A 23,489-nucleotide genomic window follows, 5' to 3' on the forward strand; every position below is an offset into this window, starting at 1 on the left:
GATTATTCAACAGCTGGATGACGTTTGTGTGACAGTCGGACGACATCGATGCCCGGCAAGGACCGCGCGGCAGCGGCGGCGTTCAGCGGCGACGGCCGGGGTTTGCGCTGCCGCGGCGGGAACAGCACCAGAAAAGAGACAAACAGGGCCGTGGCGCGGCCCCAGCCGAACTGCTGGGCGCGGGCGCGCGCCGCATGGCGCTTGACCTTCAGCGCCTCGAACCAGGCCTCGCGCAGATCGTCGCGCATCGCGCCGGCACCGGCCTCTCCCAACACCTGCAGAGGCCCGTCCACCGGATACGCCGCCACCGGCACACCGCAGGCCATGGCTTCGAGCATCACCTGCCCGAAGGTTTCATTGCGGCAGGGAAACACGAACACGTCGGCCGCGGCGTACACCTGCGCGAGTTCCTGGCGCGGCAACACGCCGAGCCAGTGCACATTGGGATAGCGCTCCTGCAGCGCGGTCAGCAACGGCCCCACGCCACACACCACCTTGCTGCCCGGCACGTCGAGCGAGAGGAACGCCTCGATGTTCTTTTCCGCGGCCACGCGCCCCACGAACAGGCTCACCGGCCTCGCCAGATGGCCCAGGGGTGGGCATTCGGTGGCCTCGGGGGCGAGCGCAAACAGGCGCGTGTCGACCCCGTGCGTCCATTCACGAAGGTTGTGAAAACCGCGCTGCGCCAGCATGTCGAGCACACCACGGGTCGGCACCATGACGCCGCTGCTGGGCCGGTGGAAACGGCGCAACAACGCATAGCTCCAGGACAGCGGCACGCGCAGCATCGTGTGCAATATCTCGGGGAACTTGGTGTGGAAGGCGGTGGTGAAAGGCAGTCCGCGTCGCAGGCAGTGGCTTCGCGCCGCCCAGCCCAGCGGGCCTTCGGTGGCGATGTGGATGGCGTCGGGGTTGGCCGCATTCACCATGCGCGCCAGTTGCCGGCCGGGGAACAGCGCCATCGCTATGCCCGGATACCCCGGGCACGGTCGGGTGCGGAACTGCCCGGGCTGGATCACCACCACTTCGTCGCCACGCGCCTGGAGCTGGCGCACCAGCTCCATCAGCGTGCTCACCACGCCGTTGACCTGGGGCAACCAGGTGTCTGTCACAAGAACCAGTTTCATTGTTGTCTCCCTGGGTGTCTCTTTCAGGCGGTCTGGCGCAGCTGCGGCTCTGATGGCCGTTCAGCAATGGAAGGAATCCAGTGCACCAGCTCCAGCCGGCCATCCATGTGCTCGACCAGCGCCGAGAGGCTTTCCACCCAGTCGCCATCGTTGCAGTAGAGCGTGCCGTCGATGTGGCGCATTTCCGGGCGGTGGATGTGCCCGCAGACCACGCCCTGGTAGCCCTTGTGACGCGCTTCGGCGGCCACGGCGCGCTCAAAATCGGTCACGTAGTTCAGCGCGCTCTTGACCTTGTGCTTGAGGTATTGCGAGAGCGACCAGTACGGCAGGCCCAGGCGCGCGCGCAGCGAGTTCAGGTGGCGGTTCAGCCGCAGCGTGAACTCATAGAGGTTGTCGCCCACGTAAGCCAGCCACTTGGCGCACTGGATCACGCCGTCAAAGTGGTCACCGTGCACGACCCACAGGCGCTGCCCGTCGGCCATGGTGTGAACGGCCTCGTTGCTGACCTCGATGCCGCCGAAGTTGTGGCCATGGAACTGGCGCGCGAACTCGTCGTGGTTGCCTGGCACGAACACCACCCGGCAGCCCTTGCGGGCACGCCGCAGCAGCTTCTGCACCACATCGTTGTGCGCCTGCGGCCAGAACCATTTGCGGCGCAGCTGCCAGCCGTCGATGATGTCGCCCACCAGATACAGGGTGTGGCTGGGATGGTGCTTCAGGAACTCCAGCAAGGCGCCGGCCTGACAGCCCGCCGTGCCCAGGTGCAGGTCGGAAATGAAAACGGCCCGGTAACGGGGCCGTTCTCCGCCATCGTTGGGATGCTCGTCGTTGGTTTCGAAGCCTGCAGACAGATTCCCCACCTGCCCCCAACCGCCCAGTGCTTCGAAGGCCGTGCGCATCTCAAGCGCCCAGGAAGTGCTTGCGGTAGCGCGCTGGCAGATCGGCGATGCGCATCATCATCGGCAGGTCGGCGGCGTTGAAGTCGGGATCCCAGGCGGGCGCGCCCAGCACCTTGGCGCCGAGGCGCAGATAACCTTTGATCAGCGCGGGCGGCTCCACGTCGAGCGTGTCGTCGAGCTGTTCGATCGGCAGCGGCAGGCGCGGGCGCACGTGGAATTCGATGGAGGCGAGGTGCTTCTCCTTCACCTGGCGCCAGATGCTGGCCGCCGCGTGGCCACCTCCCACCATGCCATGTTCACCCTGGTGCTGCATGGGGATGCTGGCGCAACCGATCATGGTGTCGAGCTGGTTGCGCACCATGAATTCGGCCAGCGCACCCCACAGCGCCATGATCACGCCGCCGTGTCGGTGGTCGCGGTGCACGCAGCTGCGGCCCAGCTCCACCATGCGCTCGCGCACATTGCGCAGTCGGGTCAGGTCGAATTCGGTGTCGCTGTAGGTGCTGCCCACGCGCCGGGCCTGGGCCGGCGTGAGCACGCGGTAGGTGCCGATCACCTGGCGCGTCGCGCTGTCGCGAACCAGCAGGTGTTCGCAAAAGTCATCGAACAGGTCCACGTCGTGACCGGGCACGGCCTTGGACAGGATGGCCCCCATCTCGACGGCAAACACCGCGTGCCTCAGTCGTTGCGCTTCACGAACCTCGTCCAGGTGGCGGGCCCACGAGACTTCGATACCGCCGGCCGCGGGAATTTCCGCCAACGGGTTGGCCACCAGGGGCCGAGACTGAGCAGGTGAGCCCGGATGAAGCAACCCCCGGGGCCGGCTCACCGGCGAGAGGTTCAGTGTGGGGGTGGGCAGTTCTCTCATGGCAGGCTCCTGGTGGATGCGCCCGTCGCAGGCGCTGTGGTCGGTGTGCTCGTGGTCATGAACCTGCATTCTTGGCATCACGCATGTCCCGTTCGTGGCAGCGGCATGAAGTTTTGATGACAACCCCTGACCCGTGTGGGCATGGAAAAAACAGGCATCGGTTCCACGTTTCAAGTAATATTGAAATATGGAAATCACATCACCCTTGGAATCCCAGGCCCTGAGCGCGCTGGCCGCGCTCGCCCAGGTGCAACGCCTGCGCGCCTTCCGTGCGCTGGTCGTGGCCGGCCCCGACGGCCTCACGCCCGGCGTCCTGGCCGAGCAGCTGGGGGTGTCGCCCAGCGCGCTCTCGTTCCACCTCAAGGAACTGGCTCACGCCGATCTGGTGAGTGCCGAGCCGCAGGGCCGCCACCTGATCTACCGCGCCAGCTTCGACCGCATGAACGCCCTGCTCGGATACCTCACCGAACACTGCTGCGCCGGTGAACCCTGCGAAATCCCGGTGGATGCCGGGTGCACCGGTTGCGGGACGGCGCCATGAACCTGGCCGACGCGATCAACCTCGGCTGTGCCTGCCAGACCTTGCAGCCCAACCGATTGCGCGAGCAGCTGGAAACCAGCCCGGCGCTCGGCGGTCTCAGCGCGCGGCTGGCCGAGAGCCACCCGCACCTGTTCTCGGCCAGCGCGGTGCTCCTCGACCCCAGGGTGCAGCAGCAGATCGTGATGGCCGTGCAGACGCTGGAACGTGTGATCGCCCTGCCCGCCTGGCACGCCCAGGCCCTGGCGCGCGCGAACCCGATCGCGGCGCTGGACTGGGGCCCGGCCGGCGTCTTCATGGGTTACGACTTCCACCTCGCCGCCGACGGCCCCAAGCTGATCGAGATCAACAGCAACGCCGGCGGCGCCCTGCTCAACGCTGCGCTGGCGCGGGCGCACCGCGCCTGCTGCACCGGCTTCGAGCCATTGTTTGACCCGGAGGATGCGCTGCAACGGCTCGACGACGTGTTCGTCGCCATGTTCCGCGCCGAGTGGCAATCGCAGCGCGGCGACGCGCCGCTGCGCAACGTGCTGATCGTGGACGACGCACCCGGCGAACAGTACCTGGCGCCTGAATTCGAAATGGTGCGCGCGCTGTTGGCCGCGAAGGGCCTGATCGCCGTGGTGGCCGATGCGCGCGAGCTGCAGTGGCGCGATGGCGCGCTCTGGCACCCGGCCCTGCCGGCCGGCATGCCGGTGGACCTGGTCTACAACCGCCTGACCGACTTCTACCTGCAGGACAGCAGCCACGACGCGCTGCAGCAGGCCTACCGCGCGGGCGCGGCCGTGGTCACGCCGCATCCCCGCACCCACGCGTTGTACGCCGACAAACGCAACCTGATCGCGCTGTCCGATGCCGCACTGCTCGAATCCTGGGGCGTGAGCGAGAGCGACCGCGCCGTGCTGAGCCAGGTGGTGCCCGCCACACAACCCGTCACGGCCGATAACGCAGATGACCTCTGGAGCCGGCGGCGCACGCTGTTCTTCAAACCCGCTGCCGGCTTCGGCGCCCGCGCCGCCTACCGCGGCGACAAGCTCACCCGGCGCGTGTGGGGCGACATCCTCGCGGGGGACTACGTCGCCCAGACCACCGTACCGCCCAGCGAACGGCTGGTGTCTGTTGACGGCGAGACCACGCTGCTCAAGCTGGACCTGCGCGCCTACACCTACCGCGGCCAGGTGCAGCTGCTGGCCGCGCGCACCTGGTCGGGCCAGACCACAAACTTCCGCACCGAAGGCGGCGGCTTCTCACCGGTGGTGGTGCTGCCGGCCGCTACCACGCTCCCCGAAACCCTTCCCTTTCAAGCCTGACTGGAGATTCCGATGAAACGTTTTCACGTCCACCTGCACGTCAACGACCTGGACAAGAACATTGGCTTTTATTCGGCCCTGTTCAACCAGCCGCCCACCCGCACCGAAGGCGATTACGCCAGTTTCGTCGGCCGACGAGCTCGGTGCGCTCAAGGCCCAGGCGCTGGCGGCCGACATGGCCCTGCTCGACGAAGGCGAAACCACCTGCTGTTACGCCCGCAGCGACAAATACTGGATCACCGACCCGCAAGGCGTGGCCTGGGAGCAGTTCCACACGCTGGGCAACATCCCCGTGTTCAACGAAGCCGCGGCACCTGCGGCCACAGCGTGCTGCTCGCCAGCGCCCGCAGCCTCTTCGGCCAGCGCCTGCTGCAGTCCGGCCGCGGCTTCGGCGTCAGCCGCCGGCTGCTGCGGGCGCTGATGGCCTGTATGGCCGCTGTGTGACATCCGACCCGATGTCACACATTCGTCATATGGACGCGGGACAATTCAACGTTTTTTGAAGCGTTCACGCCCGATCCGATTCCCGATTTTTCCCCTTCACTGGACCTGTCAACATGAAAGTTGGTATCAACGGCATGGGCCGTATGGGCCGTCTCGCCCTGCGCGCCGCCTTCGGCGCGATCGAACGCGAAGCCATCGACCCGCGCAACGGCAACCGCCTGGACGTCGTGCACCTGAACGAAATCAAGGGCGGGTCTGCCGCCACCGCCCACCTGCTGGCCTTTGACACGGTGCAAGGCAAATGGCGCGCGGACATCGCCGCCGAGGGCAGCGACGCGATCCGCATCAATGACCACCGCCTGTCGTTCAGCGAACACGCCACCGCCGCAGAAATCCCCTGGGGCGACCTGGGCGTGGACCTGGTGCTCGAATGCAGCGGCAAGTTCCTCACCCCCGAAACGATCCAGGGCCACCTGGACCGGGGCGCCAAGCGCGTGATCGTGGCGGCACCGGTGAAGGTGGGCGACGTGCTCAACATCGTGGTCGGCGTCAACGAACACCTCTACAACCCGGCGCGCGACCGCATCGTGACCGCCGCCAGCTGCACCACCAACTGCCTGGCGCCGGTCGTGAAGGTGGTGCACGAAGCGATCGGCATCAAGCATGGCCAGATCACCACGCTGCACAACCCGACCAACACCAACCTGGTGGTGGACGCGCCCCACAAAGACCTGCGCCGAGCCCGCAGCGCCATGGTCAACCTCGCGCCCACGACCACCGGCAGCGCCACCGCCATCGCGCTGATCTACCCCGAACTCAAGGGCAAGCTCAACGGCCACGCGGTGCGTGTGCCCGCGCTCAACGCCTCGCTGACCGACTGCGTGTTCGAGCTCAACCGCGCGACCACGGCCGAAGAGGTCAACGCCCTTTTTGAAGCCGCCGCCAAGGGTCCACTGGCCGGCATCCTGGGTTACGAAAGCCGTCCGCTGGTGAGCGCCGATTACGCGCGCGACACGCGCAGCTCCATCGTGGACGGCCTCTCGACCATGGTGACCGACGGCACCTTGCTCAAGGTCTATGCCTGGTACGACAACGAGATGGGCTACGCCACCCGCATGGTGGACCTGGCTTGTTACCTCGAAGCCCAGGGCATCTGAAGCCATGCAGGCCCAAGCATCAACACCGTTCGGGCTGAGCCTGTCGAAGCCCGCACCATGAGCACCTCCGTCTCGTCTGGCGCCAGCAGCGCCACCCGCAACTACGCCATCGTCACCGCCGCCTACTGGGGCTTCACGCTCACCGACGGCGCGTTGCGCATGCTGGTGCTGCTGCATTTCTACCGCCTGGGCTATTCGCCGTTCACGCTGGCCTTCCTGTTCCTGCTCTACGAAGCGGCCGGCGTGCTGGCCAACCTGATCGGCGGCTGGCTGGCCACGCGCTACGGCATCCAGCGCATGCTGACCGTGGGCCTGGTCACGCAGATCACAGGATTCACCCTGCTCTCGCTGCTGAACCCGGCCTGGACGGCGGTCATGTCGGTGGCCTGGGTGGTGGTGGCGCAAGGCATCTGCGGCGTGGCCAAGGACCTGACCAAGACCGCGAGCAAGTCGGCCATCAAGATCACCGCCGACCAGGCGAAGAACCAGGGCTCCGGCCAGTTGTTCAAGTGGGTGGCGTGGTTCACCGGCAGCAAGAACGCCATGAAGGGCTTCGGCTTCTTCCTCGGCGGCCTGCTGCTCGATGCGCTGGGCTTCCAGCACGCGCTCTGGGCCATGGCGGGCTTGCTGGTGCTGGTGCTGGCGGGCGTGGTGGGCTTCGTGCCGCCACTGATGGGCAAGAGCAAGGCGTCCAAATCGGCCAAGGAGCTGTTCGCGAAAAATGCCGGCATCAACGCGCTGGCCGCCGCGCGCGTGGCGCTGTTCGGCGCGCGCGACGTGTGGTTCGTGGTCGGCGTGCCGGTGTTCCTGTACTCGCAGGGCTGGACCTTCACCATGGTCGGCGGCTTCCTTGCGCTCTGGACCATCGGCTACGGCCTGGTGCAGGCACTCGCGCCCAACATCGTCAGGCGCAGTGCCGACGGCCTGAGCGCCGAGGTGCCGGCAGCACGCTGGTGGTCGCTGGCGCTGGCGCTGATCCCGGTGGGCATCGCTGCGGCCGTGCTGCTGGAAGCGCCGAATTTGCAGTGGTGGGTGGTCGGCGGCCTGGGCCTGTTCGGCTTCGCCTTCGCCGTCAACTCTTCGGTGCACTCCTACCTGATCCTGGCCTACGCCGGCAGCGAGAAGGCTGCCGAGGACGTGGGCTTCTATTACGCCGCCAACGCCCTGGGCCGCTTCTTCGGCACGCTGATGTCGGGCCTGCTCTACCAGTGGGGCGGCCTGCTCTACGCCCTGGTGGGCTCGGCGCTGATGCTGCTGGTGTGCTGGCTGCTGACACTGGGTTTGCCCACACGCCTGGCGCTCCACGGATCTCCCTCACCCACGCCCTAGTTCCTGCATTCCCTCCATCGAAGGACACCCCCATGAACACCCCCAAGGTCTACAACGTGCTGTTCCTCTGCACCGGCAATTCGGCCCGCAGCATCATGGCCGAAGCCATTCTCAACGCGCAGTCGGCGGGCCGATTCCGCGGCCACAGCGCGGGCAGCCAGGCCGTGGGCAGCGTCAACCCCATGACCATCGATCTGCTGCAGCGCAACCACTACAAGACCGACAGCCTGCGCAGCAAGAACTGGGACGAGTTCGCCGCACCGGGTGCGCCGGTGATGGATTTCGTGTTCACCGTCTGCGACAAGGCGGCGGCCGAAGTCTGCCCGGTCTGGCCCGGACAACCGATCTCGGCCCACTGGGGCGTGGCCGACCCGGCCGCCGCCACCGGCACCGAAGAGCAGCGCCAGCGCGCCTTCAACGATGCGTTCAGCGTGCTCTCGCGCCGCATCTCGCTCCTGATGTGCCTGCCGATTGAAAAGCTCAGCCGTCTGGCCCTGCAGAAAGAAGTGGCCGACATTGGCCTGGTCACGGCCACCGAACCCACCATCGCCAGCGCCTGAGCCCATGAGCCTCCAGCATCCCCTTCACGTCCTCTTTCTCTGCAACCACAACACCGCCCGCAGCCTGATGGCCGAAGCCGTGCTCAACCACATGGATGGGCCCACCTTTCGCGCCCACTCGGCCGGTTGTCAACCCAGCCCGGACGGGACTGCGCACCCGCTGACACTGGAAGTGTTGCAAGCGGCCGGCATCCGCACCGATGGTCTGGGCAGCAAAGGCTGGGATCAGTTCGCGCTGCCCGAAGCGCCACACATGGACCTGATCATCACGCTGTGTGACGACGCGGCAGCGGAAGTCTGCCCGGTCTGGCCAGGCCACCCCGCCACCGCGCACTGGAGCTATGAAGACCCGACGCTACTGACCGGCAGCCACGACGAACAGCTGTATGCCTTCAAGCAGGTCTTGCACGCGCTGCACCAGCGGCTGGAACTGCTCATGAACCTGCCCCTGCCCCAGCTTGACCGCCTGATGCTGGAGACCGAAGCCCGGCGCCTGGCCCAGGCCTGAGCCCTCACAATCGCCGCATGGGACTCTTCGAACGCTACCTCACCGTCTGGGTCGGCCTGGGCATCCTCGCGGGTGTCGGCCTGGGCCTGCTCACGCCAGCCAGCTTCGCCGCGATCGCGGCGATTGAATTCGCGCACGTCAACCTGATCGTCGCCGTGCTGATCTGGATCATGATCTACCCGATGATGATCCAGATCGACTTCGCGGCCGTGCGCGACGTCGGCAAAAAGCCTCAGGGCCTGATCCTCACGGTGGTGATCAACTGGCTCATCAAGCCCTTCACCATGGCCGCTCTGGGCGTGCTGTTCTTCAAATACCTGTTCGCGCCCTTCGTGGACCCGCAGTCCGCCAACGAATACATCGCCGGCATGATCCTGCTGGGCGTGGCGCCCTGCACCGCCATGGTCTTCGTCTGGAGCCAGCTCACCAAAGGCGACCCCAACTACACGCTGGTGCAGGTGTCGGTGAACGACCTCATCATGGTCTTCGCCTTCGCGCCGATTGCCGCTTTCCTGCTCGGCGTGACCGATCTGGCCGTACCCTGGCAGACGCTGCTGCTGTCCACCGTGCTCTATGTCGTGCTGCCGCTGGTGGCCGGCGTGCTCACGCGGCAATGGCTGCGCTCGCGCGGTGGCGAGGCGGCCGTGAGCGCGTTCGTGAAACTGCTCAAGCCCTGGTCCGTGGTGGGCCTGATCGCCACCGTGGTGCTGCTGTTCGGCTTCCAGGCCGAGACCATCGTGGCCCAGCCGCTGGTGATCGGGCTGATCGCCATCCCCCTGCTGATACAGACCTACGGCATCTTTGCCATCGGTTACGTGGGCGCGCGCTGGCTCAAGCTGCCACACAACATCGCGGCCCCGGCCTGTCTGATCGGCACCTCGAATTTCTTCGAGCTGGCGGTAGCGGTCGCGATCTCGCTCTTCGGCCTGCACTCGGGCGCCGCGCTGGCCACGGTGGTCGGCGTGCTGGTGGAGGTGCCGGTGATGCTGTCGCTGGTGGCGCTGATCAACCGCACGCGGCACTGGTTCGAGCCCCAGGCGATCTGAGCAGCAGCATCGCGCTGCACCAGCATCCTCACTACAATTTGAACGACCTGCCGGTGGCCGCCTGCCCCGGCGGCCCCTTTCGGTGATGACCGTCTGCTTCGGTCGCTGCGATCACCGTCCAACCAGGAGAACCCCATGCACGCACCGCGCACCCTGCTGGTGACCAGCTTGCTGTCACTGTCCCTCTGGGGTTGCTCCAGCATTTCCCTCGAACCCACCGAGCCGCCAGTGCGCGAGGTAAAGTCCATCGACGGCCAGTCTGAAGGCGAGGTCACGGGCACCGCCGCTCCCGGCAGCCGGTTTGCCCAGCTCCGGATCGGCATGGAGGCCCAGTCGGTCCGAAAGCGCATCGGCGAGGCCGATGCGATGTACTCCCACGACACCGGCAAGCGCTGGATCCCGTTTTACCTCGGCAGCGATGCCCGCCGCATCATCACCCACTACAAAGGCGAAGGCTGCCTGACCTTCACCGGGGGCACCGTCTGGGGCGGTGGCAACAACCAGCTGATCCGCATCGACAACGACCCTTCGGGCCGGTGTTACCAGCCGTGAGCGCGACGCGCTGACCACGGCCGGTGCGGCTCCGGCCTGCCAGAATACGGCGCTGTGACTTCCTCCCCCACCCCGATCCAGCCACTGCCCGCGAGGCCGCTGGCGCTGACCTGCCACCCCGCCACGCCCTGCCCGCTCGACCTGCAGCTGAGCGTGTCGCTGGCAGCGGCGGGCTCCGAGACGGGCGCCGGCTGGCTGCTGCACTACCGCATCACGGGCGACACCGCGGGTCTGCTCATCCCGCCCCCCGACACGCCCGGACCGGCCGATGGCCTGTGGCAGCACACCTGCTTTGAGGCCTTCGTCGCACGCACTGGCGAGCCTGCCTACCAGGAGTTCAATTTTTCGCCGTCGGGGCATTGGGCGGCCTACCGCTTCAGCGCCGAACGGGTGCGTGATCTGCCCGCCGAAGCGGCCGCAGCGCCCTTCGCGCCCGAGCTGGTGTTCGTGGAACAACCGCAGTCCCTCGATCTGCAGATCTGGCTGCCACGGCCGCCAGCCGCGGCCAGCACGCCCCTGGTCCTGGGTCTGAGCGCCGTCCTGGAGACCCGCGACGGCCAGCTCAGCTACTGGGCCCTGCACCACCCCGCCGCACGCCCCGACTTTCACCACCGCGCCGGTTTCGCGCATGTGCTCGACCTGCCACCGTTTCCCACAGCCCCTCTCAACCCCGCCTGACACCCCGCATGAAATTCGGCATTGAACGTTTTCTGGAAGACCCCGCCCTGCGTGCCCCGCTGGCCGGCCGACGGATCGCCCTGCTGGCCCACCCCGCCTCGGTCACCCGCGGCCTCACCCATTCGCTCGACGCGCTCGCCGCCCTGCCCGACGTGAATCTCACGGCCGCCTTCGGCCCGCAGCACGGCCTGCGCGGCGACAAGCAGGACAACATGGTCGAGTCGCCCGACTACCTCGACCCGCGCCTCGGCATCCCGGTGTTCAGCCTCTACGGCGAGGTGCGCCGCCCGACCGACGCCATGATGGACACGTTCGATGTGCTGCTGGTCGATCTGCAGGACCTGGGCTGCCGCATCTACACCTTCATCACCACGCTGCGTTACGTGCTCGAAGCCGCCGCGCAACACGGCAAGGCCGTCTGGGTGCTCGACCGCCCCAACCCCGCGGGCCGCCCGGTGGAAGGCCTGACATTGCGCCCCGGCTGGGAAAGCTTCGTCGGCGCCGGCCCCATGCCCATGCGCCACGGCATGACCATGGGCGAGCTCGGCCACTGGTTCATTGCCACGCTGGGCCTGACCGTCGAATACCGCGTGATCACCATGGAAGGCTGGGCGCCCGACGCAGCGCCCGGTTTCGGCTGGCCCACCGAGCGCACCTGGGTCAACCCCAGCCCCAACGCCGCCAACCTCTGGATGGCCCGCGCCTACGCCGGCACCGTGATGCTCGAAGGCACGACGCTCAGCGAAGGCCGCGGCACCACGCGCCCGCTGGAGCTGTTCGGCGCCCCCGGCATCGACGCGCGTCGCCTGATTGCCGACATGCGCCGCATCGCGCCGCAGTGGCTCAAAGGCTGTGTGCTGCGCGAGTGTTTCTTCGAGCCCACCTTCCACAAACACGCAGGCCATCTGTGCGCCGGCGTGCAGATCCACGTGGAAGACCCGACGCATTACGACCACGCCACCTTCCAGCCCTGGCGACTGCAGGCACTGGCCTTCAAAGCCCTGCGGCTGCAGGCGCCCGACTACCCGCTGTGGCGCGACTTCGCCTACGAGTACGAACACGATCGCCTGGCCATCGACCTGATCAACGGCGGGCCGGCGCTGCGCGAATGGGTGGACGATCCGAAGTCAAAGCCCGAAGACCTTGATGCGATCACCAAACCGGACGAAGCGGGCTGGATAGAGACCCGGACACCCCACCTGCTCTACTGAGCGACGAGGAACTGCCTACCAGGATGCGGCGGGGTGGGTCAGTTCACAGCCACTTCTGCATGAACTGCGCCGTGCCCATGGCCGGGTCCAGCTGGTAACCGGCGTAGCCGATGCGCTCGTAGACTTTCTTCGCGCTGGCATTGCCCGAGAGCACCTCCAGCGTCATCTTCACCGCGCCGCGCTCGCGGGCGATGACTTCGGCCAGTGTCAGCATCTGCTCGGCAATGCCACGCCCGCGGTGGCTGGTCAGCACCGTCACGTCGTGCACATTGACCAGTGGCTTGCATGCGAACGTCGAAAACCCCTCGATGCAGTTGACCAGCCCCACCGGCGCATCACCGTCGAATGCCAGCACGCTGTAGGCCTGCGGCCGCGCCGCGAGTTCGCCGACCAGGTGGGCTTTGGCAAAGTCGCTCAGGCCATCACCGCCGCCCGCTGGATCGCTGGCGTAGGCATCGAGCAGGGTCACCAGCGCAGCCGCATGCACAGGATGGGCGTAGTCGGCGCGCAGCACGCTGATGCTGGATACACCGGGCGCGTTCATGCCGGCACCTGCGATTTCACCGCGTTCACCAGCCGCTCGGCGCAGGCTTGCGCCTGCTGGGGATCGCGCGCCTCGACCATCACCCTCAGCAGCGGCTCGGTGCCGCTGGCGCGGATCAGCACGCGCCCCGTGTCCCCCAGCTCGGCCTCAACCGCTTTCGTCTCGTCGGCCAGCAGGGTGTTGGTTTTCCAGTCCTGCCCTGGCTGCAGTCGCACATTGATCAAGGTCTGCGGAAACAGCGTCACATCGGCCAGCAGCTGCGCCATGGTCTTGCCGCTGCCGGCGCAGGCCTGCAACACCTGCAGCGCCGACACCAGGCCGTCGCCGGTGGTGTGTTTGTCCAGCACCAGCAAGTGCCCCGAGCCTTCACCGCCGAGGATCCAGCCGTGGCGTTCCAGCTCTTCGAGCACGTAACGGTCGCCCACCTTGGCGCGCACGAACCTGACCCCGCGTTTCCGGAACGCCACCTCGACCGCCATGTTGGTCATCAGCGTGCCCACCACGCCGGGCACGTCCACGTCGCGCGCGATGCGGTCGGCCGCGATCAGGTACAGCAGCTCGTCGCCGTTGTACAGGCGCCCGCTGGCGTCCACCAGTTGCAGCCGGTCCGCATCGCCGTCGAGGGCCACGCCATAGTGGGCTCCGCTCACCCGCACGGCATCAACCAGTGCCTGCGGATGGGTCGCACCCACTTCGTGGTTGATGTTCAGCCCGTCAGGGGCGCAGCCGATGCGCACCACCTCGGCGCCCAGCTCGTGGAACACCGCGGGCGCGATCTGGTAGGCCGCGCCGTGGGCGGCATCGACCACAATCTTCAGGCCCTTGAGCGTGAGGTCGTTGGAGAAGGTGCTCTTGCAGAACTCGATGTAGCGGCCCGCCGCGTCGTCCATGCGTCGCGCCTTGCCCAGGTTGCGCGAGTCGGCCCAGACCGGATCCTTGTCCAGCTCGGCCTCGACGGCGTGCTCCCAGTCGTCCGGGAGCTTGTTGCCCTGAGCGCTGAAGAATTTGATGCCGTTGTCATCAAACGGGTTGTGACTCGCCGAGATCACCACTCCCAGGCTCGCGCGCTGTGCACGGGTCAGGTAGGCCACGGCCGGTGTCGGCACAGGGCCGAGCAAGACCACGTCCACCCCGGCGGAGTTGAAGCCGGACTCCAGCGCGCTTTCCAGCATGTAGCCCGAGATGCGCGTGTCCTTGCCGATGAGCACCGTGGGGTGCGCCTCGTCGCGCTTGAGCACGCGCCCCACGGCGTGGGCCAGCTTGAGAACAAAATCGGGCGTGATCGGGGCCTGGCCGACGGTGCCGCGGATGCCGTCGGTGCCAAAGTATTTACGGGTCATGGGTTCGATTTTAGGGGGCTGCACGGGACGGTCCTGTATGAGCTGCATCGCCCATGAAATCAGCCGCGCGACAGAGCAGGCGCTTCCATCGGCTGCGACAGCGCCGCGTGGTACCGGGCAACCGGGTCTTCGCGGGAAGCCACCGCGTCGCCGCCCCGGCCACGGTCCAGCGCCGCCGCTTCGCTCCAGTGGCTCTGCTCACTGCGACCCAACGCCACGTTGACATCAAACTCCCGCAGGGGCGGGTAGGCCTGCCGCATGGCAATGGTGTTGCCGTCCTTGCTCAGGTAGCAGGACTGAACATCCCCTTGACCCGCGTGTCGTGTGTGTTCTTTGGCCGCTGCGGCGGCCAAAGTGTTGACCTGAGCGTCGTTCATGCCCAGCTGTCCCAGTCGCGCCCCCAACTGCGCCTTGAACTGCCGGGCCGCCTCGCGTTGAGCCGGGGAACCGGTTTCGTTGTCGCTGATGAGGTGCTGCAGAAACGAGCGATCCGGCGGCGGATTCGATTTCTCGGAGTTCAGCGGGCTGCCCAAGACCGGATCGACCAGTTGCTGGATGTCCAGCTTGTTCCGGGCCGGCTGGAGCCGGCCTTCGAAATGGTTCTCGATCGATCCATTGTGCTCAGGCGAAACCACCGTGCCGTCGTGTGTGGTCACCTCAGGGCGATGGATGTTGAAGCCCGCGTGCTTCAGTGCACCCCACGTGAAATCGACGCAGCTGTTGGTCGCGCCGTTGTACTCGCCACGAAAGTAGCGCCAGTCCTCCTTAATGGCAGCATCACCAAACTGCTTGAGCTTGGCGTACTGCTCGGCAGTGATCTCCATCGTACGGGAGTAGTGGGGACTTTGATACGCCTCGGTATCCGTGTCATAGCCCTTTCCCGGACCGCTCGAAGCGCCATGTGTCGGCGCCGATCCAAATTTGAGCCACCGTGCCGACTGAATATTGAGCCAGGGGTGGAAGCCGACTTTTGTGGGGTCGGCTGTGGATAAGTGTAGGTGCTGTCCTGGTTCGGCGATCTCCTTGTTGTTGTGTTGAAGGCGCTGTGCAAGCCGCGCAGGGCGTAGCCTGTAGCGGCTTGCACAGCACGGCACTTGCTCAGAATGGGTCGGGCTCAGCCTGCGTCGAGGTATTCTTTCGCGCCTGCTCGCGGGCCTTGATACGCTTCTTGGCTGCAGCTGTGCTGCGACTGAAACGGATCGACTCGTTGCCTGTCTCCACGATGTGGCAGTGGTGAGTGAGACGGTCCAGCAGCGCGGTGGTCATCTTCGCGTCGCCGAACACGCTGGACCATTCTGCGAAGTCCAGGTTGGTCGTGATCATCACGCTGGTGTGTTCGTACAGCTTGCTCAGCAGGTGGAACAGCAACGCCCCGCCGGCCTGGCTGAACGGCAGATAGCCCAGCTCGTCCAGAATGACCAGGTCCATGCGCAGCAGGCTGGCTGCGATGCGCCCGGCCTTGCCTTGGGCCTTCTCCTGCTCCAGTGCGTTGACCAGATCGACCGTGGAGTAGAAGCGCACCCGCTTGCCGTGCCGGGTGATGCCCGAGACGCCCATGGCCGTGGCCAGATGGGTCTTGCCTGTGCCCGGCCCGCCCACCAGCACCACGTTGTGCGCCTCGTCGGTGAAGGCCGTGGTGGCCAGAGTCTCCACCAGCTTGCGGTCCACCGGCGAGACCTCGAAGTCAAAGCCCGCCATGTCGCGGTGCACCGGGAACTTCGCCGCGTGCATCTGGTGGCTGACCGAGCGCATCGCGCGGTCCGTGCCCTCGGCCTGCAACAGGTGCTCGATCAGCCAGCGCGAGGACTCGATGCCCACACCGCCTCCCTTACCACCCCCTTGCTCGACCAGATCGGCCCACGCCCCGGCCATGCCGTGCAGGCGCAGTGCCTTGAGTTCGACCAGCACATCAGTCTTCATGGCCGGCTCCTTCGGTGGTCACTCCCACAATGTTGCCCACGGTGTCCGAACGCAGGCTGTCGTAGCGAGCCGTGTTCGCCAGCGGCGGCGTGCTCACCTTCAACAGTGTGGCCGCCGTGGGCGGTATCGGCTGCGCGTTGAGCCGGTTCAGCACGTTGACCACATGCTCCACGCTGACCTTGCCCGGTGGACCGCTCTCCAGTGCCAGCTCGATGGCCACCAGCACCGCGTCCAGACCGGCGCTGAGCACAATGGCCAGCACCTGCGCCATCACCCGGTCGCCACCCGGGTTGCGCAGCAGCCCTCGGCGCAGCCGCTGCAGGGCCTCGGGCATGTCGGCAAAGGGCGCGCCGTTCCTCAGGGCACCGGGCTTCCTCTGCAGCAGCGGGATGTAGTGCTGCCAGTCGTACCGGGTCTCGCCCGCGTTGCTCAGCCGCTCGTGGCGCGCCACGATGGTGTCGTCGGCCACGATGGCCACGCTGCCCGGGTACAGCCGTGTGCTGACCAACTGGCCGACCCGTTCGCACGGCACGGAATATCGGTTGCGCGCCACCGACACCAGGCAGGTGCTGGAGACCCGCGCGGGTTTCTCGACGTAGCCGTCGAACGGCACCGGCATGGGCATGAGGTGCGCGCGCTCGTGTTCGAGCATCTCGGCCACGCTGAACTGGGTGTGCTCGGGGTGGCGCACCTCGTCCCACAGCGCGCGGCAGCGCTGGCCCAGCCAGGCGTTGAGTTCGGTGAAGCTGCCGAACTTGATCTTGGCCGCGTCGATCCAGATGCGCCGACGGCTGTCCTGCACGTTCTTCTCCACCACCCCTTTCTCCCAGCCGCTGGCCACGTTGCAGAAGTCCGGGTCGTACAGGTAGTGCGCGCACATGGTGGCAAAGCGCTCGTTGACGATGCGACCCTTGCCCTTCTTGACCTTGTCTACAGCGGTCTTCATGTTGTCGTAGATGCCGCGTCGGGCCACACCGCCGAGTGCCGCGAACGACCGGGTGTGGGCATCGAACAGCATCTCGTGGCCCTGGCTGGGGTAGGCCACCAGCCAGAAGGCCCGTGAAGCACACAGCTTCATGTGTGAGACCTGCACCCGGTAGTAGATGCCACCGATCACCATGCCTTCCTCGCTCCAGTCGAACTGGAAGGCCTCGCCCAGCTCGAAGGTCAGCGGCACGAAGGCGTTGCCCGCAGACCCCTGACCCTCGCTCTGGCGCCATGCCCGGATGAAGTCGGTCACTCGCGTGTACCCGCCCTCGTAGCCCGCGCGCCTGATCTCGGCGTACAGCGCCTTGGCCGTGCGCCGCTCGTGCTTGGGCCGACGTGCATCGGCCTTCAAGGCCTGCCTGAGTGCGTCATGGAACGCCGTGAGTTTGCTGGGCTGTTCGCCGCGCCGGTACTTCGGCGGGCCGTCCACCTCGCCGTGCAACCACTTCGCCACCGTGTTGCGCGAGAGCCCTGTCATGCGCGATATCTCGCGCTCCGATTTGTTCTTCCGGGCATGCAAATGCCGGATCCTGCCAATCATGTCCATGGTGATCACTCCTTGTCCTCTGCTGCACATAAAAACAGCAGAGTAGGTTGTTCACCTGGCTCAGTTTTGGGTCGGCACTACCCTCAAAAGTGGCTCAGTTTTCGGTCGGCGCCAACAGGCCAGATGTTCCTTGAGCACGCCAATGGCCTTGTCGTTTTCGCCGAGCGAAACGAAAAAGTCGGCTTGCTGCTGGACATCAAACAGTTCCTCGGTGGCCACCGACCGCGATACCCCGACCTGGCTGGCCGGGTATTCGCGATGGTCGCCCTCTGTACCGGCCGGCAGTCTGTTGATACCCATGGTGGAGTCATGCAGGGAACGGTATCCATCAAAGGATGACTCCCGCCCAAGGGTCAAATCAATGTCCACACCCGACGGATCGGTCCGGTTGGAATCGGCGGATTTCGTCACGGCGGTGCCCTTGCCAACTTTCTCGGCATCCGCCCACCAAGCCGCGTTCGCGGGCGCCTCTTCATGGCGCCCGCGCCGGCGGCGGGTGAACAGGAAAGCGAACAAGGACAGCAACAACAGCGCACCCAGCAGGTAGGCCAGCCAGGTCATGTAGCGCGCTTTCACCAGCTGCGCTTCCATCGCCTGCAGCGCAACTTTGTTGCGCGCCTCCTGCTCTCGCAGCCCCTTGGACTCTGCCTCCAGCACCGAGAGCTTTTGCGCATCGCGCAGGATCACTTCGGGCGAGGCGTTGATGGCTTTCCAGAGCAAGCCCGCCGCTGCTCGCGTTTCTTCAGACGTGGTGGGTTCGCTCAGCAATGACAACGAGAGCTTGAGCACCGGATCGCGCTCGATGCTCAGGCCCAGATCGACGGGATCTAGCTGCAGCCGAGGAACCGCTGCTTGAGGCGCCGCAACGGCGGGCTTGCGCACCACGCTGGCCGGTCGGGGCCGGGAAGCAGCGGCCTTCGGCAAAGGTGCGGCAATGGCTGCTCTCGGCGTCGCGACGGGCGAGGTTTCGACGCCCGTGCCGCTGGCGCTTGCACCGGATCTCGCGGAGGTGCTGAGGTCCTCGTTGCGGGGAACAGCCGGCAAAGACGAGATCGAGGCTCTTGCGGAGCCGCCCGTCTCAGCCGATGCCGGGACAGCACTGACCGCAGGCTCACTCAGGGGGTCGGCCAGCAACACATAACGACGAGAGAAGGGCATGTCACAGCCTGCGCGAACAAGGATCGTCACCACAGGCTCGTTCACCGGTTGCGACGTCTCAATGCGCACCGATACTTGCGCATCCGGCGCGCTGCGCTGCGTGCTTGTGCGAACCGAAGCGGGCGACACCAGGGCATCACCGAAGAACACCTCGGCCTGGATACACAGGGCCGACGCGTCTTCATCCGGCCCTACCATCGCCTGCACCCGAACGTCAAGACCGCGACCAATCACGGCCGGGCCACTGTGGCGGCCCAAGGTCACCGCCTGACTGATCAGGACAGTTGATAGCAAAATGGAGCCCACCAGTATTTGGCGCACGTCAGAATCCCTTCTTTCCTAGGTTGGAACATTTTGTCATAGCTTGTCGCCATCCCTCTCGAAAGAATACTTTCATATGCAACCTATTTTCCCAACCGTTGGTATCGTGGGCACTGGAGCCATGGGGCGCGGCATCGCCCAGATGGCTGTTCAGGCCGGCAGCCATGTTCTGCTATTCGATCTCCAGCCGGGCGCCGCCGAGGCGGCCCGCGCCGCACTGGCGGACACCTGGCAAAAGCTGGTGCTCAAAAACAAGCTCACGCCCGACATGCAAGCGGCGTACGTGGCACGCGTATCGCTGGCCAGCGCGGCGTCGGATATGGCGCCGTGTGCGCTGGTGGTCGAGGCCATCGTGGAAAAGCTCGACGTGAAGCAGCGGCTGTTCGCTGAACTGGAGGCGGTTGTCACGCCAGAAGCGGTGCTGGCCACCAACACATCGTCGCTGTCGGTCACCGCGATCGGGGCGGCACTGCAGCGCCCCGCCCAGCTCGCCGGTTTTCATTTTTTCAATCCTGTGCCTTTGATGCGGGTGGTCGAAGTGATCGCCGGGCTGAAAACCAGTCCCGTTGTGTGCCAGCAACTGACGGACTACGCGCGCCAGTTCGGTCACACCCCGGTATCGGCACAGGACACCCCCGGCTTTATCGTGAACCACGCCGGACGGGGATATGGCACCGAGGCGTTGCGCGTGGTCGGGGAACGCGTGGCCGACTTTGCCACCATCGACCGCATCCTCAAGGACCAGATGGGCTTCAGGCTCGGACCGTTCGAGCTGATGGACCTGACCGCGCTGGATGTGTCGCATCCGGTCATGGAGTCGATCTACCGCCAGTACTACGATGAACCGCGTTACCGCCCCAGCGTGATCACCGCTCAGCGACTGGCCGGTGGTGTGGTGGGCAAGAAAGTGGGCGAGGGCTTCTACGCCTATGACAACGGTGTGGCGCAGGTACCGGCCGAACCACCCGTCCCCGGTGCGTCCTCGTTGCCACCGGTGTGGGTGTCGCCCAAGGCGGCACGCCGCCCCGAGATCTACCAGTTGCTCAAAACTCTGGGGGCCAGCATCGAGACCGCCGCGGCACCCTCTTCCGCCGCCCTGATTCTGGTGGCGCCGCTGGGGCTGGATGTCACCACGCTCGCCGCCGTGGAGCGCCTCGACCCCAGCCGCACCGTCGGCATCGACATGATGCTCGACGACACCGCCACCAAGCGGCGCGTGCTCGCCACCAACCCGGCCACCCGGCCCGACATGCGCGATGCCGCCCACGCCCTCTTCGCCAGCGATGGCAAGGCCGTGAGCGTGGTGCGCGACAGCGGCGGCTTCGTGACACAACGTGTCGTGGCCACCATCGTCAACATCGCGGCCGACATGTGCCAGCAGGGCGTCTGCAGCCCGAAAGACCTCGAAGTGGCGGTCACACTGGGCCTGGGCTATCCCATGGGGCCGCTGGCCATGGGGGATCGCATCGGCCCGACCAATGTGCTGGAGATCCTCTTCAACATGCAGACCGTTTACGGCGACCCGCGCTACCGCCCTTCGCCCTGGCTGCGCCGCCGTGGCGCACTGGGCCTGAGCCTGATGCACGAAGAAGCCTGAAATCTGCCAGCCGACACGAACACACACCACACGCATGACCGCCAGCCTCAAAAGCCACAGCCATGGCCAGACCATGGTGCTGACCATCAGCAATCCCGAACACCGCAACGCGCTGGGCCCGGACATCTACGCCGCCGGTGTGGAGGCGCTGAGCGTGGCCGAAAACAACACGGACGTGCGCAGCGTGGTCATCACAGGTGAAGGCAGCCATTTCTGCGCTGGTGGCAACCTGCAGCGCCTGATGGCCAACCGGCAACAACCCCCCGAAGTCCAGGCGCAGAGCATCGAAGGTCTGCACAACTGGATCGAGAGCATCCGCGTGTTTCCGAAGCCGGTGCTCGCCGCCGTGGAGGGATCGTGTGCGGGCGCGGGTTTCTCGCTCGCACTGGCCTGCGACCTGATCGTTGCCGCGCACAACAGCGTGTTTGTCATGGCCTACAGCAACGTGGGTCTGTCGCCTGACGGTGGTGCCACCTGGAGCCTCATGCGTGCCCTGCCTCGCGCCACCGCACTGCAGCTCCTGATGGGCGGCGAGCGCATGGATGCCACCCGTCTGCATGCCTTGGGCGTGATCACCCAAGTGAGTGCGCCCGGCGAAGCGCTGGCCTGTGCGCTGGCCGCGGCAGAACGGCTCAACTCCCGGGCCCCCAACGCGCTCGCCAGCATCAAGGAACTGGCCAACGACGCACTGACGGTTTCACTGCACGCGCAGCTGAGTGCCGAGCGCGATCACTTCGTGCGTTGCCTGCACCACGCCAACGCCGGCGAAGGCATCGCAGCCTTTCTCGAAAAGCGCCCAGCAAACTACCGCTGACACCCGTGGGCCATGGCCAGCAGTGCCATGGGCCATGACACAAAAGGACACCTGCGGGACAGGTGTCACGCAAACCCTGATGCGGGCGCAGGGTCCCAGTGGCGACAATGCCAGTCAATTCAGTCACTCATAAGACAGCCGATGGACGAACCGATTCTGACAATGGAAGAACGCGAGGCGATCAACAGTGGTCGCTGGTTCAGCAGCCTTTCTCCTTCCCTGCGTCACGACATACTCCGATGCGCCTACGTCAAGCGATTCAAGGACAGCGACCTCATCGTCGCCCGCGGCGACCCACCCACCGAATGGACGGCGGTTGCCAAGGGCGCGGTGCGTGTGAGCTCGACCTCGCTCTCGGGCAAGCAGATCACGCTGACCTACGTCGAGCCGGGTGTGTGGTTCGGCGATGTGGCCATGTTCGACGGCGACCAGCGCACGCACGATGCCTATGCACACGGACCGACCACACTGCTCTGCGTGGCCCGCAACGATTTCCAGAAGATCCTGAGCACCCATGTGGAGCTCTACGAAGCGCTGATGCGGCTGCAGGCGCGGCGCATCCGCACCCTGTTCGGTCTGGTGGAAGACCTCAACACCCTGCCCTTGCGTGCGCGGCTGGCCAAGCAGTTGCTGCACCTCGTGCGCAGTTACGGCGTGCCTTGCTTGTCCGACGGCAGCGAAATGCGCATCGGCCTGCAGCTGGCACAGGAAGAACTGGCCCAGCTGCTGGGCGCATCGCGCCAGCGCGTCAACCAGGAACTCAAGTCGATGGAGCGCGAGGAAGCGATCCGCATCGAACAGGGTGGTCTGGTGGTGCGCAACCGCGACATGCTGATGCGCATAGCCGAAGCCGAGAACTGAACCAGCGGGTTCAGGCGAAGGGCGCACCGCGCCCCACCGCGCAGGGTCGCGCCCTACCCCAACGAGTGAGACCCCTCGCATGAGCGATACCCAGAACTTCACCGGCACCCGCCCGGTGTCCGAACAGCACGCTTTCGACGTGCCTGCCCTGCAGGATTGGCTCGCGACCCACGTCGACGGCTTCACCGGTCCGCTCACCGTGGAGATGTTCAAGGGCGGCCAGTCCAACCCGACCTACAAGCTGATCACGCCGAAGCGCGCGTACGTCATGCGCGCCAAACCCGGCCCGGTGGCGAAGCTGCTGCCCTCGGCCCATGCGATCGAGCGCGAGTTCCGCGTCATGAGCGCGCTGCACGGCAGCGGTGTGCCGGTCGCGCAGATGCACGCGCTGTGTGAAGACGAAACGGTGATCGGCCGCGCCTTTTATGTGATGGAGTGTGTCGAAGGCCGGGTGATGTGGGACCAGTCCCTGCCCGGCATGAGCCGCGAGCAGCGAGGCGCCATCTACAACGAGATGAACCGCGTCATGGCCGCGCTGCACAGGGTGGATCCGATGGCCATCGGCCTTGATGGCTACGGCAAACCGGGCAACTACTTCGAACGCCAGATCGGTCGCTGGAGCAAACAGTACGTGGCCTCGATCACGCAGCCGATCCCCGAGATGGACCAGCTGATGGAATGGCTGCCCCGGAACATCCCGGCCATGGCACGCGACGAATCCATGGTGTCGGTGGTGCACGGCGACTACCGGCTCGACAACCTGATGTTCCACCCCAGCGAGCCGCGCGTGCTCGCGGTACTGGACTGGGAGCTCTCCACCCTGGGCCATCCGCTGGCCGACTTCAGCTACCACTGCATGGCCTGGCACATTCCACCCGGCGCGTTCCGCGGCATCGGTGGACTCGACGTGCAGGCCCTGGGCATCCCCACCGAAGACGACTACATCGCGCTCTACTGCGAACGCACCGGCTTCGCCACGCCAGCGCAACTCAAGGCCGACTGGAACTTTTACCTCGCCTACAACCTGTTCCGCCTCGCCGCCATCCTGCAAGGGATCGCGAAACGGGTCGAAACCGGCACCGCCTCCAGCGCACAGGCCGTTTCATCCGCTGCCGGCGCCCGGCCGCTGGCCGAGTTGGCCTGGCGCTTCGCGTTGCAGGCTTGACCAACAAC

23 protein-coding genes and 1 pseudogene are annotated in these 23,489 nt (G+C 66.1%); 15 read left to right on the plus strand and 9 right to left on the minus strand.

The features are described 5' to 3' along the window. Positions 1 to 2: 2 nt before the first annotated feature. From AC23D4_RS04825 to AC23D4_RS04835, 3 genes are read right to left on the minus strand one after another with little or no spacing between them, the layout of a single operon-like run. The gene (locus tag AC23D4_RS04825; RefSeq protein ID WP_472889311.1) at positions 3 to 1,127 is read right to left on the minus strand and encodes a glycosyltransferase family 4 protein; all 1,125 of its coding nucleotides are present in this window, start codon (positions 1,125 to 1,127) and stop codon (positions 3 to 5) included. A gap of 23 nt (positions 1,128 to 1,150) precedes the next feature. Then, the gene (locus AC23D4_RS04830) at positions 1,151 to 2,026 is read right to left on the minus strand and encodes a UDP-2,3-diacylglucosamine diphosphatase (RefSeq protein ID WP_472889312.1); all 876 of its coding nucleotides are present in this window, start codon (positions 2,024 to 2,026) and stop codon (positions 1,151 to 1,153) included. A 1-nt stretch (position 2,027) separates the two neighbouring features. Continuing rightward, positions 2,028 to 2,894 carry a GNAT family N-acetyltransferase gene (locus AC23D4_RS04835; protein ID WP_472889313.1) on the minus strand — a complete coding sequence of 289 codons (867 nt, stop codon included), beginning with the start codon at positions 2,892 to 2,894 and terminating at the stop codon, positions 2,028 to 2,030. A gap of 187 nt (positions 2,895 to 3,081) precedes the next feature. On the opposite strand from AC23D4_RS04835, the gene AC23D4_RS04840 reads away from it, so the two are divergent. The 11 genes and pseudogenes from AC23D4_RS04840 (at position 3,082) to AC23D4_RS04890 (ending at position 12,227) form a co-directional block, all read left to right on the plus strand. Next, the gene (locus tag AC23D4_RS04840) at positions 3,082 to 3,435 is read left to right on the plus strand and encodes an ArsR/SmtB family transcription factor (protein ID WP_226466933.1); all 354 of its coding nucleotides are present in this window, start codon (positions 3,082 to 3,084) and stop codon (positions 3,433 to 3,435) included. After that, positions 3,432 to 4,742: a hypothetical protein gene (locus AC23D4_RS04845; protein ID WP_472889314.1), complete on the plus strand. Its 1,311-nt coding sequence runs from the start codon at positions 3,432 to 3,434 to the stop codon at positions 4,740 to 4,742. The genes AC23D4_RS04840 and AC23D4_RS04845 overlap by 4 nt, the downstream gene beginning before the upstream one ends. 12 nt (positions 4,743 to 4,754) lie before the next feature. Then, positions 4,755 to 5,163: pseudogene (locus tag AC23D4_RS04850) on the plus strand (VOC family protein). Between the two features lie 136 nt (positions 5,164 to 5,299). Then, a complete protein-coding gene (locus AC23D4_RS04855; protein ID WP_472889315.1) occupies positions 5,300 to 6,343 on the plus strand; it encodes an ArsJ-associated glyceraldehyde-3-phosphate dehydrogenase in 1,044 nt (347 codons plus the stop codon). Positions 6,344 to 6,400: 57 nt separating this feature from the next. Beyond that, positions 6,401 to 7,672, plus strand: a complete 1,272-nt coding sequence (gene arsJ / locus AC23D4_RS04860; protein ID WP_472889316.1) for an organoarsenical effux MFS transporter ArsJ — start codon at positions 6,401 to 6,403, stop codon at positions 7,670 to 7,672. A gap of 32 nt (positions 7,673 to 7,704) precedes the next feature. Next, entirely contained in the window at positions 7,705 to 8,232 is a 528-nt protein-coding gene (locus tag AC23D4_RS04865; protein ID WP_472889317.1) for an arsenate reductase ArsC, read from the plus strand. A gap of 4 nt (positions 8,233 to 8,236) precedes the next feature. Next, on the plus strand, positions 8,237 to 8,740 hold the full coding sequence (locus AC23D4_RS04870) for an arsenate reductase ArsC (RefSeq protein WP_472889318.1): 504 nt from the start codon (positions 8,237 to 8,239) through the stop codon (positions 8,738 to 8,740). Positions 8,741 to 8,757: 17 nt separating this feature from the next. After that, on the plus strand, positions 8,758 to 9,786 hold the full coding sequence (arsB, locus tag AC23D4_RS04875; protein ID WP_472889319.1) for an ACR3 family arsenite efflux transporter: 1,029 nt from the start codon (positions 8,758 to 8,760) through the stop codon (positions 9,784 to 9,786). Positions 9,787 to 9,921: 135 nt separating this feature from the next. Further along, a complete protein-coding gene (locus AC23D4_RS04880) occupies positions 9,922 to 10,338 on the plus strand; it encodes a hypothetical protein (RefSeq protein ID WP_472889320.1) in 417 nt (138 codons plus the stop codon). Between the two features lie 54 nt (positions 10,339 to 10,392). Continuing rightward, positions 10,393 to 11,016, plus strand: a complete 624-nt coding sequence (locus tag AC23D4_RS04885) for a DOMON-like domain-containing protein (RefSeq protein WP_472889321.1) — start codon at positions 10,393 to 10,395, stop codon at positions 11,014 to 11,016. Positions 11,017 to 11,024: 8 nt separating this feature from the next. Beyond that, positions 11,025 to 12,227, plus strand: a complete 1,203-nt coding sequence (locus AC23D4_RS04890) for an exo-beta-N-acetylmuramidase NamZ family protein (protein ID WP_472889322.1) — start codon at positions 11,025 to 11,027, stop codon at positions 12,225 to 12,227. A gap of 43 nt (positions 12,228 to 12,270) precedes the next feature. Here the strand turns inward: AC23D4_RS04890 and AC23D4_RS04895 are convergent, their stop codons facing one another. The 6 genes from AC23D4_RS04895 to AC23D4_RS04920 all read right to left on the minus strand — a co-directional run bounded on the left by AC23D4_RS04895 (position 12,271) and on the right by AC23D4_RS04920 (position 19,044). Further along, entirely contained in the window at positions 12,271 to 12,771 is a 501-nt protein-coding gene (locus AC23D4_RS04895) for a GNAT family N-acetyltransferase (RefSeq protein ID WP_472889323.1), read from the minus strand. Then, positions 12,768 to 14,111: a phosphoglucosamine mutase gene (glmM, locus tag AC23D4_RS04900; protein ID WP_472889324.1), complete on the minus strand. Its 1,344-nt coding sequence runs from the start codon at positions 14,109 to 14,111 to the stop codon at positions 12,768 to 12,770. Before glmM ends, AC23D4_RS04895 begins: the two co-directional genes overlap by 4 nt. Positions 14,112 to 14,170: 59 nt before the next feature. Next, entirely contained in the window at positions 14,171 to 14,935 is a 765-nt protein-coding gene (locus AC23D4_RS04905; RefSeq protein WP_472889325.1) for a hypothetical protein, read from the minus strand. 274 nt (positions 14,936 to 15,209) lie between these two features. Beyond that, the gene (gene istB, locus AC23D4_RS04910; protein ID WP_487623626.1) at positions 15,210 to 16,031 is read right to left on the minus strand and encodes an IS21-like element ISThsp19 family helper ATPase IstB; all 822 of its coding nucleotides are present in this window, start codon (positions 16,029 to 16,031) and stop codon (positions 15,210 to 15,212) included. After that, complete coding sequence (istA, locus tag AC23D4_RS04915) at positions 16,021 to 17,565, minus strand: IS21 family transposase (protein ID WP_487623627.1); 1,545 nt, start codon at positions 17,563 to 17,565, stop codon at positions 16,021 to 16,023. The genes istB and istA overlap by 11 nt, the downstream gene beginning before the upstream one ends. A 60-nt stretch (positions 17,566 to 17,625) precedes the next feature. Next, the gene (locus AC23D4_RS04920) at positions 17,626 to 19,044 is read right to left on the minus strand and encodes a hypothetical protein (RefSeq protein WP_472890531.1); all 1,419 of its coding nucleotides are present in this window, start codon (positions 19,042 to 19,044) and stop codon (positions 17,626 to 17,628) included. Between the two features lie 76 nt (positions 19,045 to 19,120). Between AC23D4_RS04920 and AC23D4_RS04925 the strand changes: the two genes are divergently transcribed. From AC23D4_RS04925 to AC23D4_RS04940, 4 genes are all read left to right on the plus strand, one after another. Beyond that, positions 19,121 to 20,641 carry a 3-hydroxyacyl-CoA dehydrogenase gene (locus tag AC23D4_RS04925; protein WP_472890532.1) on the plus strand — a complete coding sequence of 507 codons (1,521 nt, stop codon included), beginning with the start codon at positions 19,121 to 19,123 and terminating at the stop codon, positions 20,639 to 20,641. Positions 20,642 to 20,675: 34 nt separating this feature from the next. After that, positions 20,676 to 21,455: an oxepin-CoA hydrolase, alternative type gene (locus AC23D4_RS04930; protein ID WP_472890533.1), complete on the plus strand. Its 780-nt coding sequence runs from the start codon at positions 20,676 to 20,678 to the stop codon at positions 21,453 to 21,455. A 141-nt stretch (positions 21,456 to 21,596) separates the two neighbouring features. Then, entirely contained in the window at positions 21,597 to 22,316 is a 720-nt protein-coding gene (locus AC23D4_RS04935) for a Crp/Fnr family transcriptional regulator (RefSeq protein ID WP_472890534.1), read from the plus strand. Between the two features lie 79 nt (positions 22,317 to 22,395). Further along, positions 22,396 to 23,481: a phosphotransferase family protein gene (locus AC23D4_RS04940; protein ID WP_472890535.1), complete on the plus strand. Its 1,086-nt coding sequence runs from the start codon at positions 22,396 to 22,398 to the stop codon at positions 23,479 to 23,481. The last annotated feature ends 8 nt before the right edge of the window (positions 23,482 to 23,489 follow it).

This window comes from Hydrogenophaga sp. L76, from assembly GCF_057654755.1.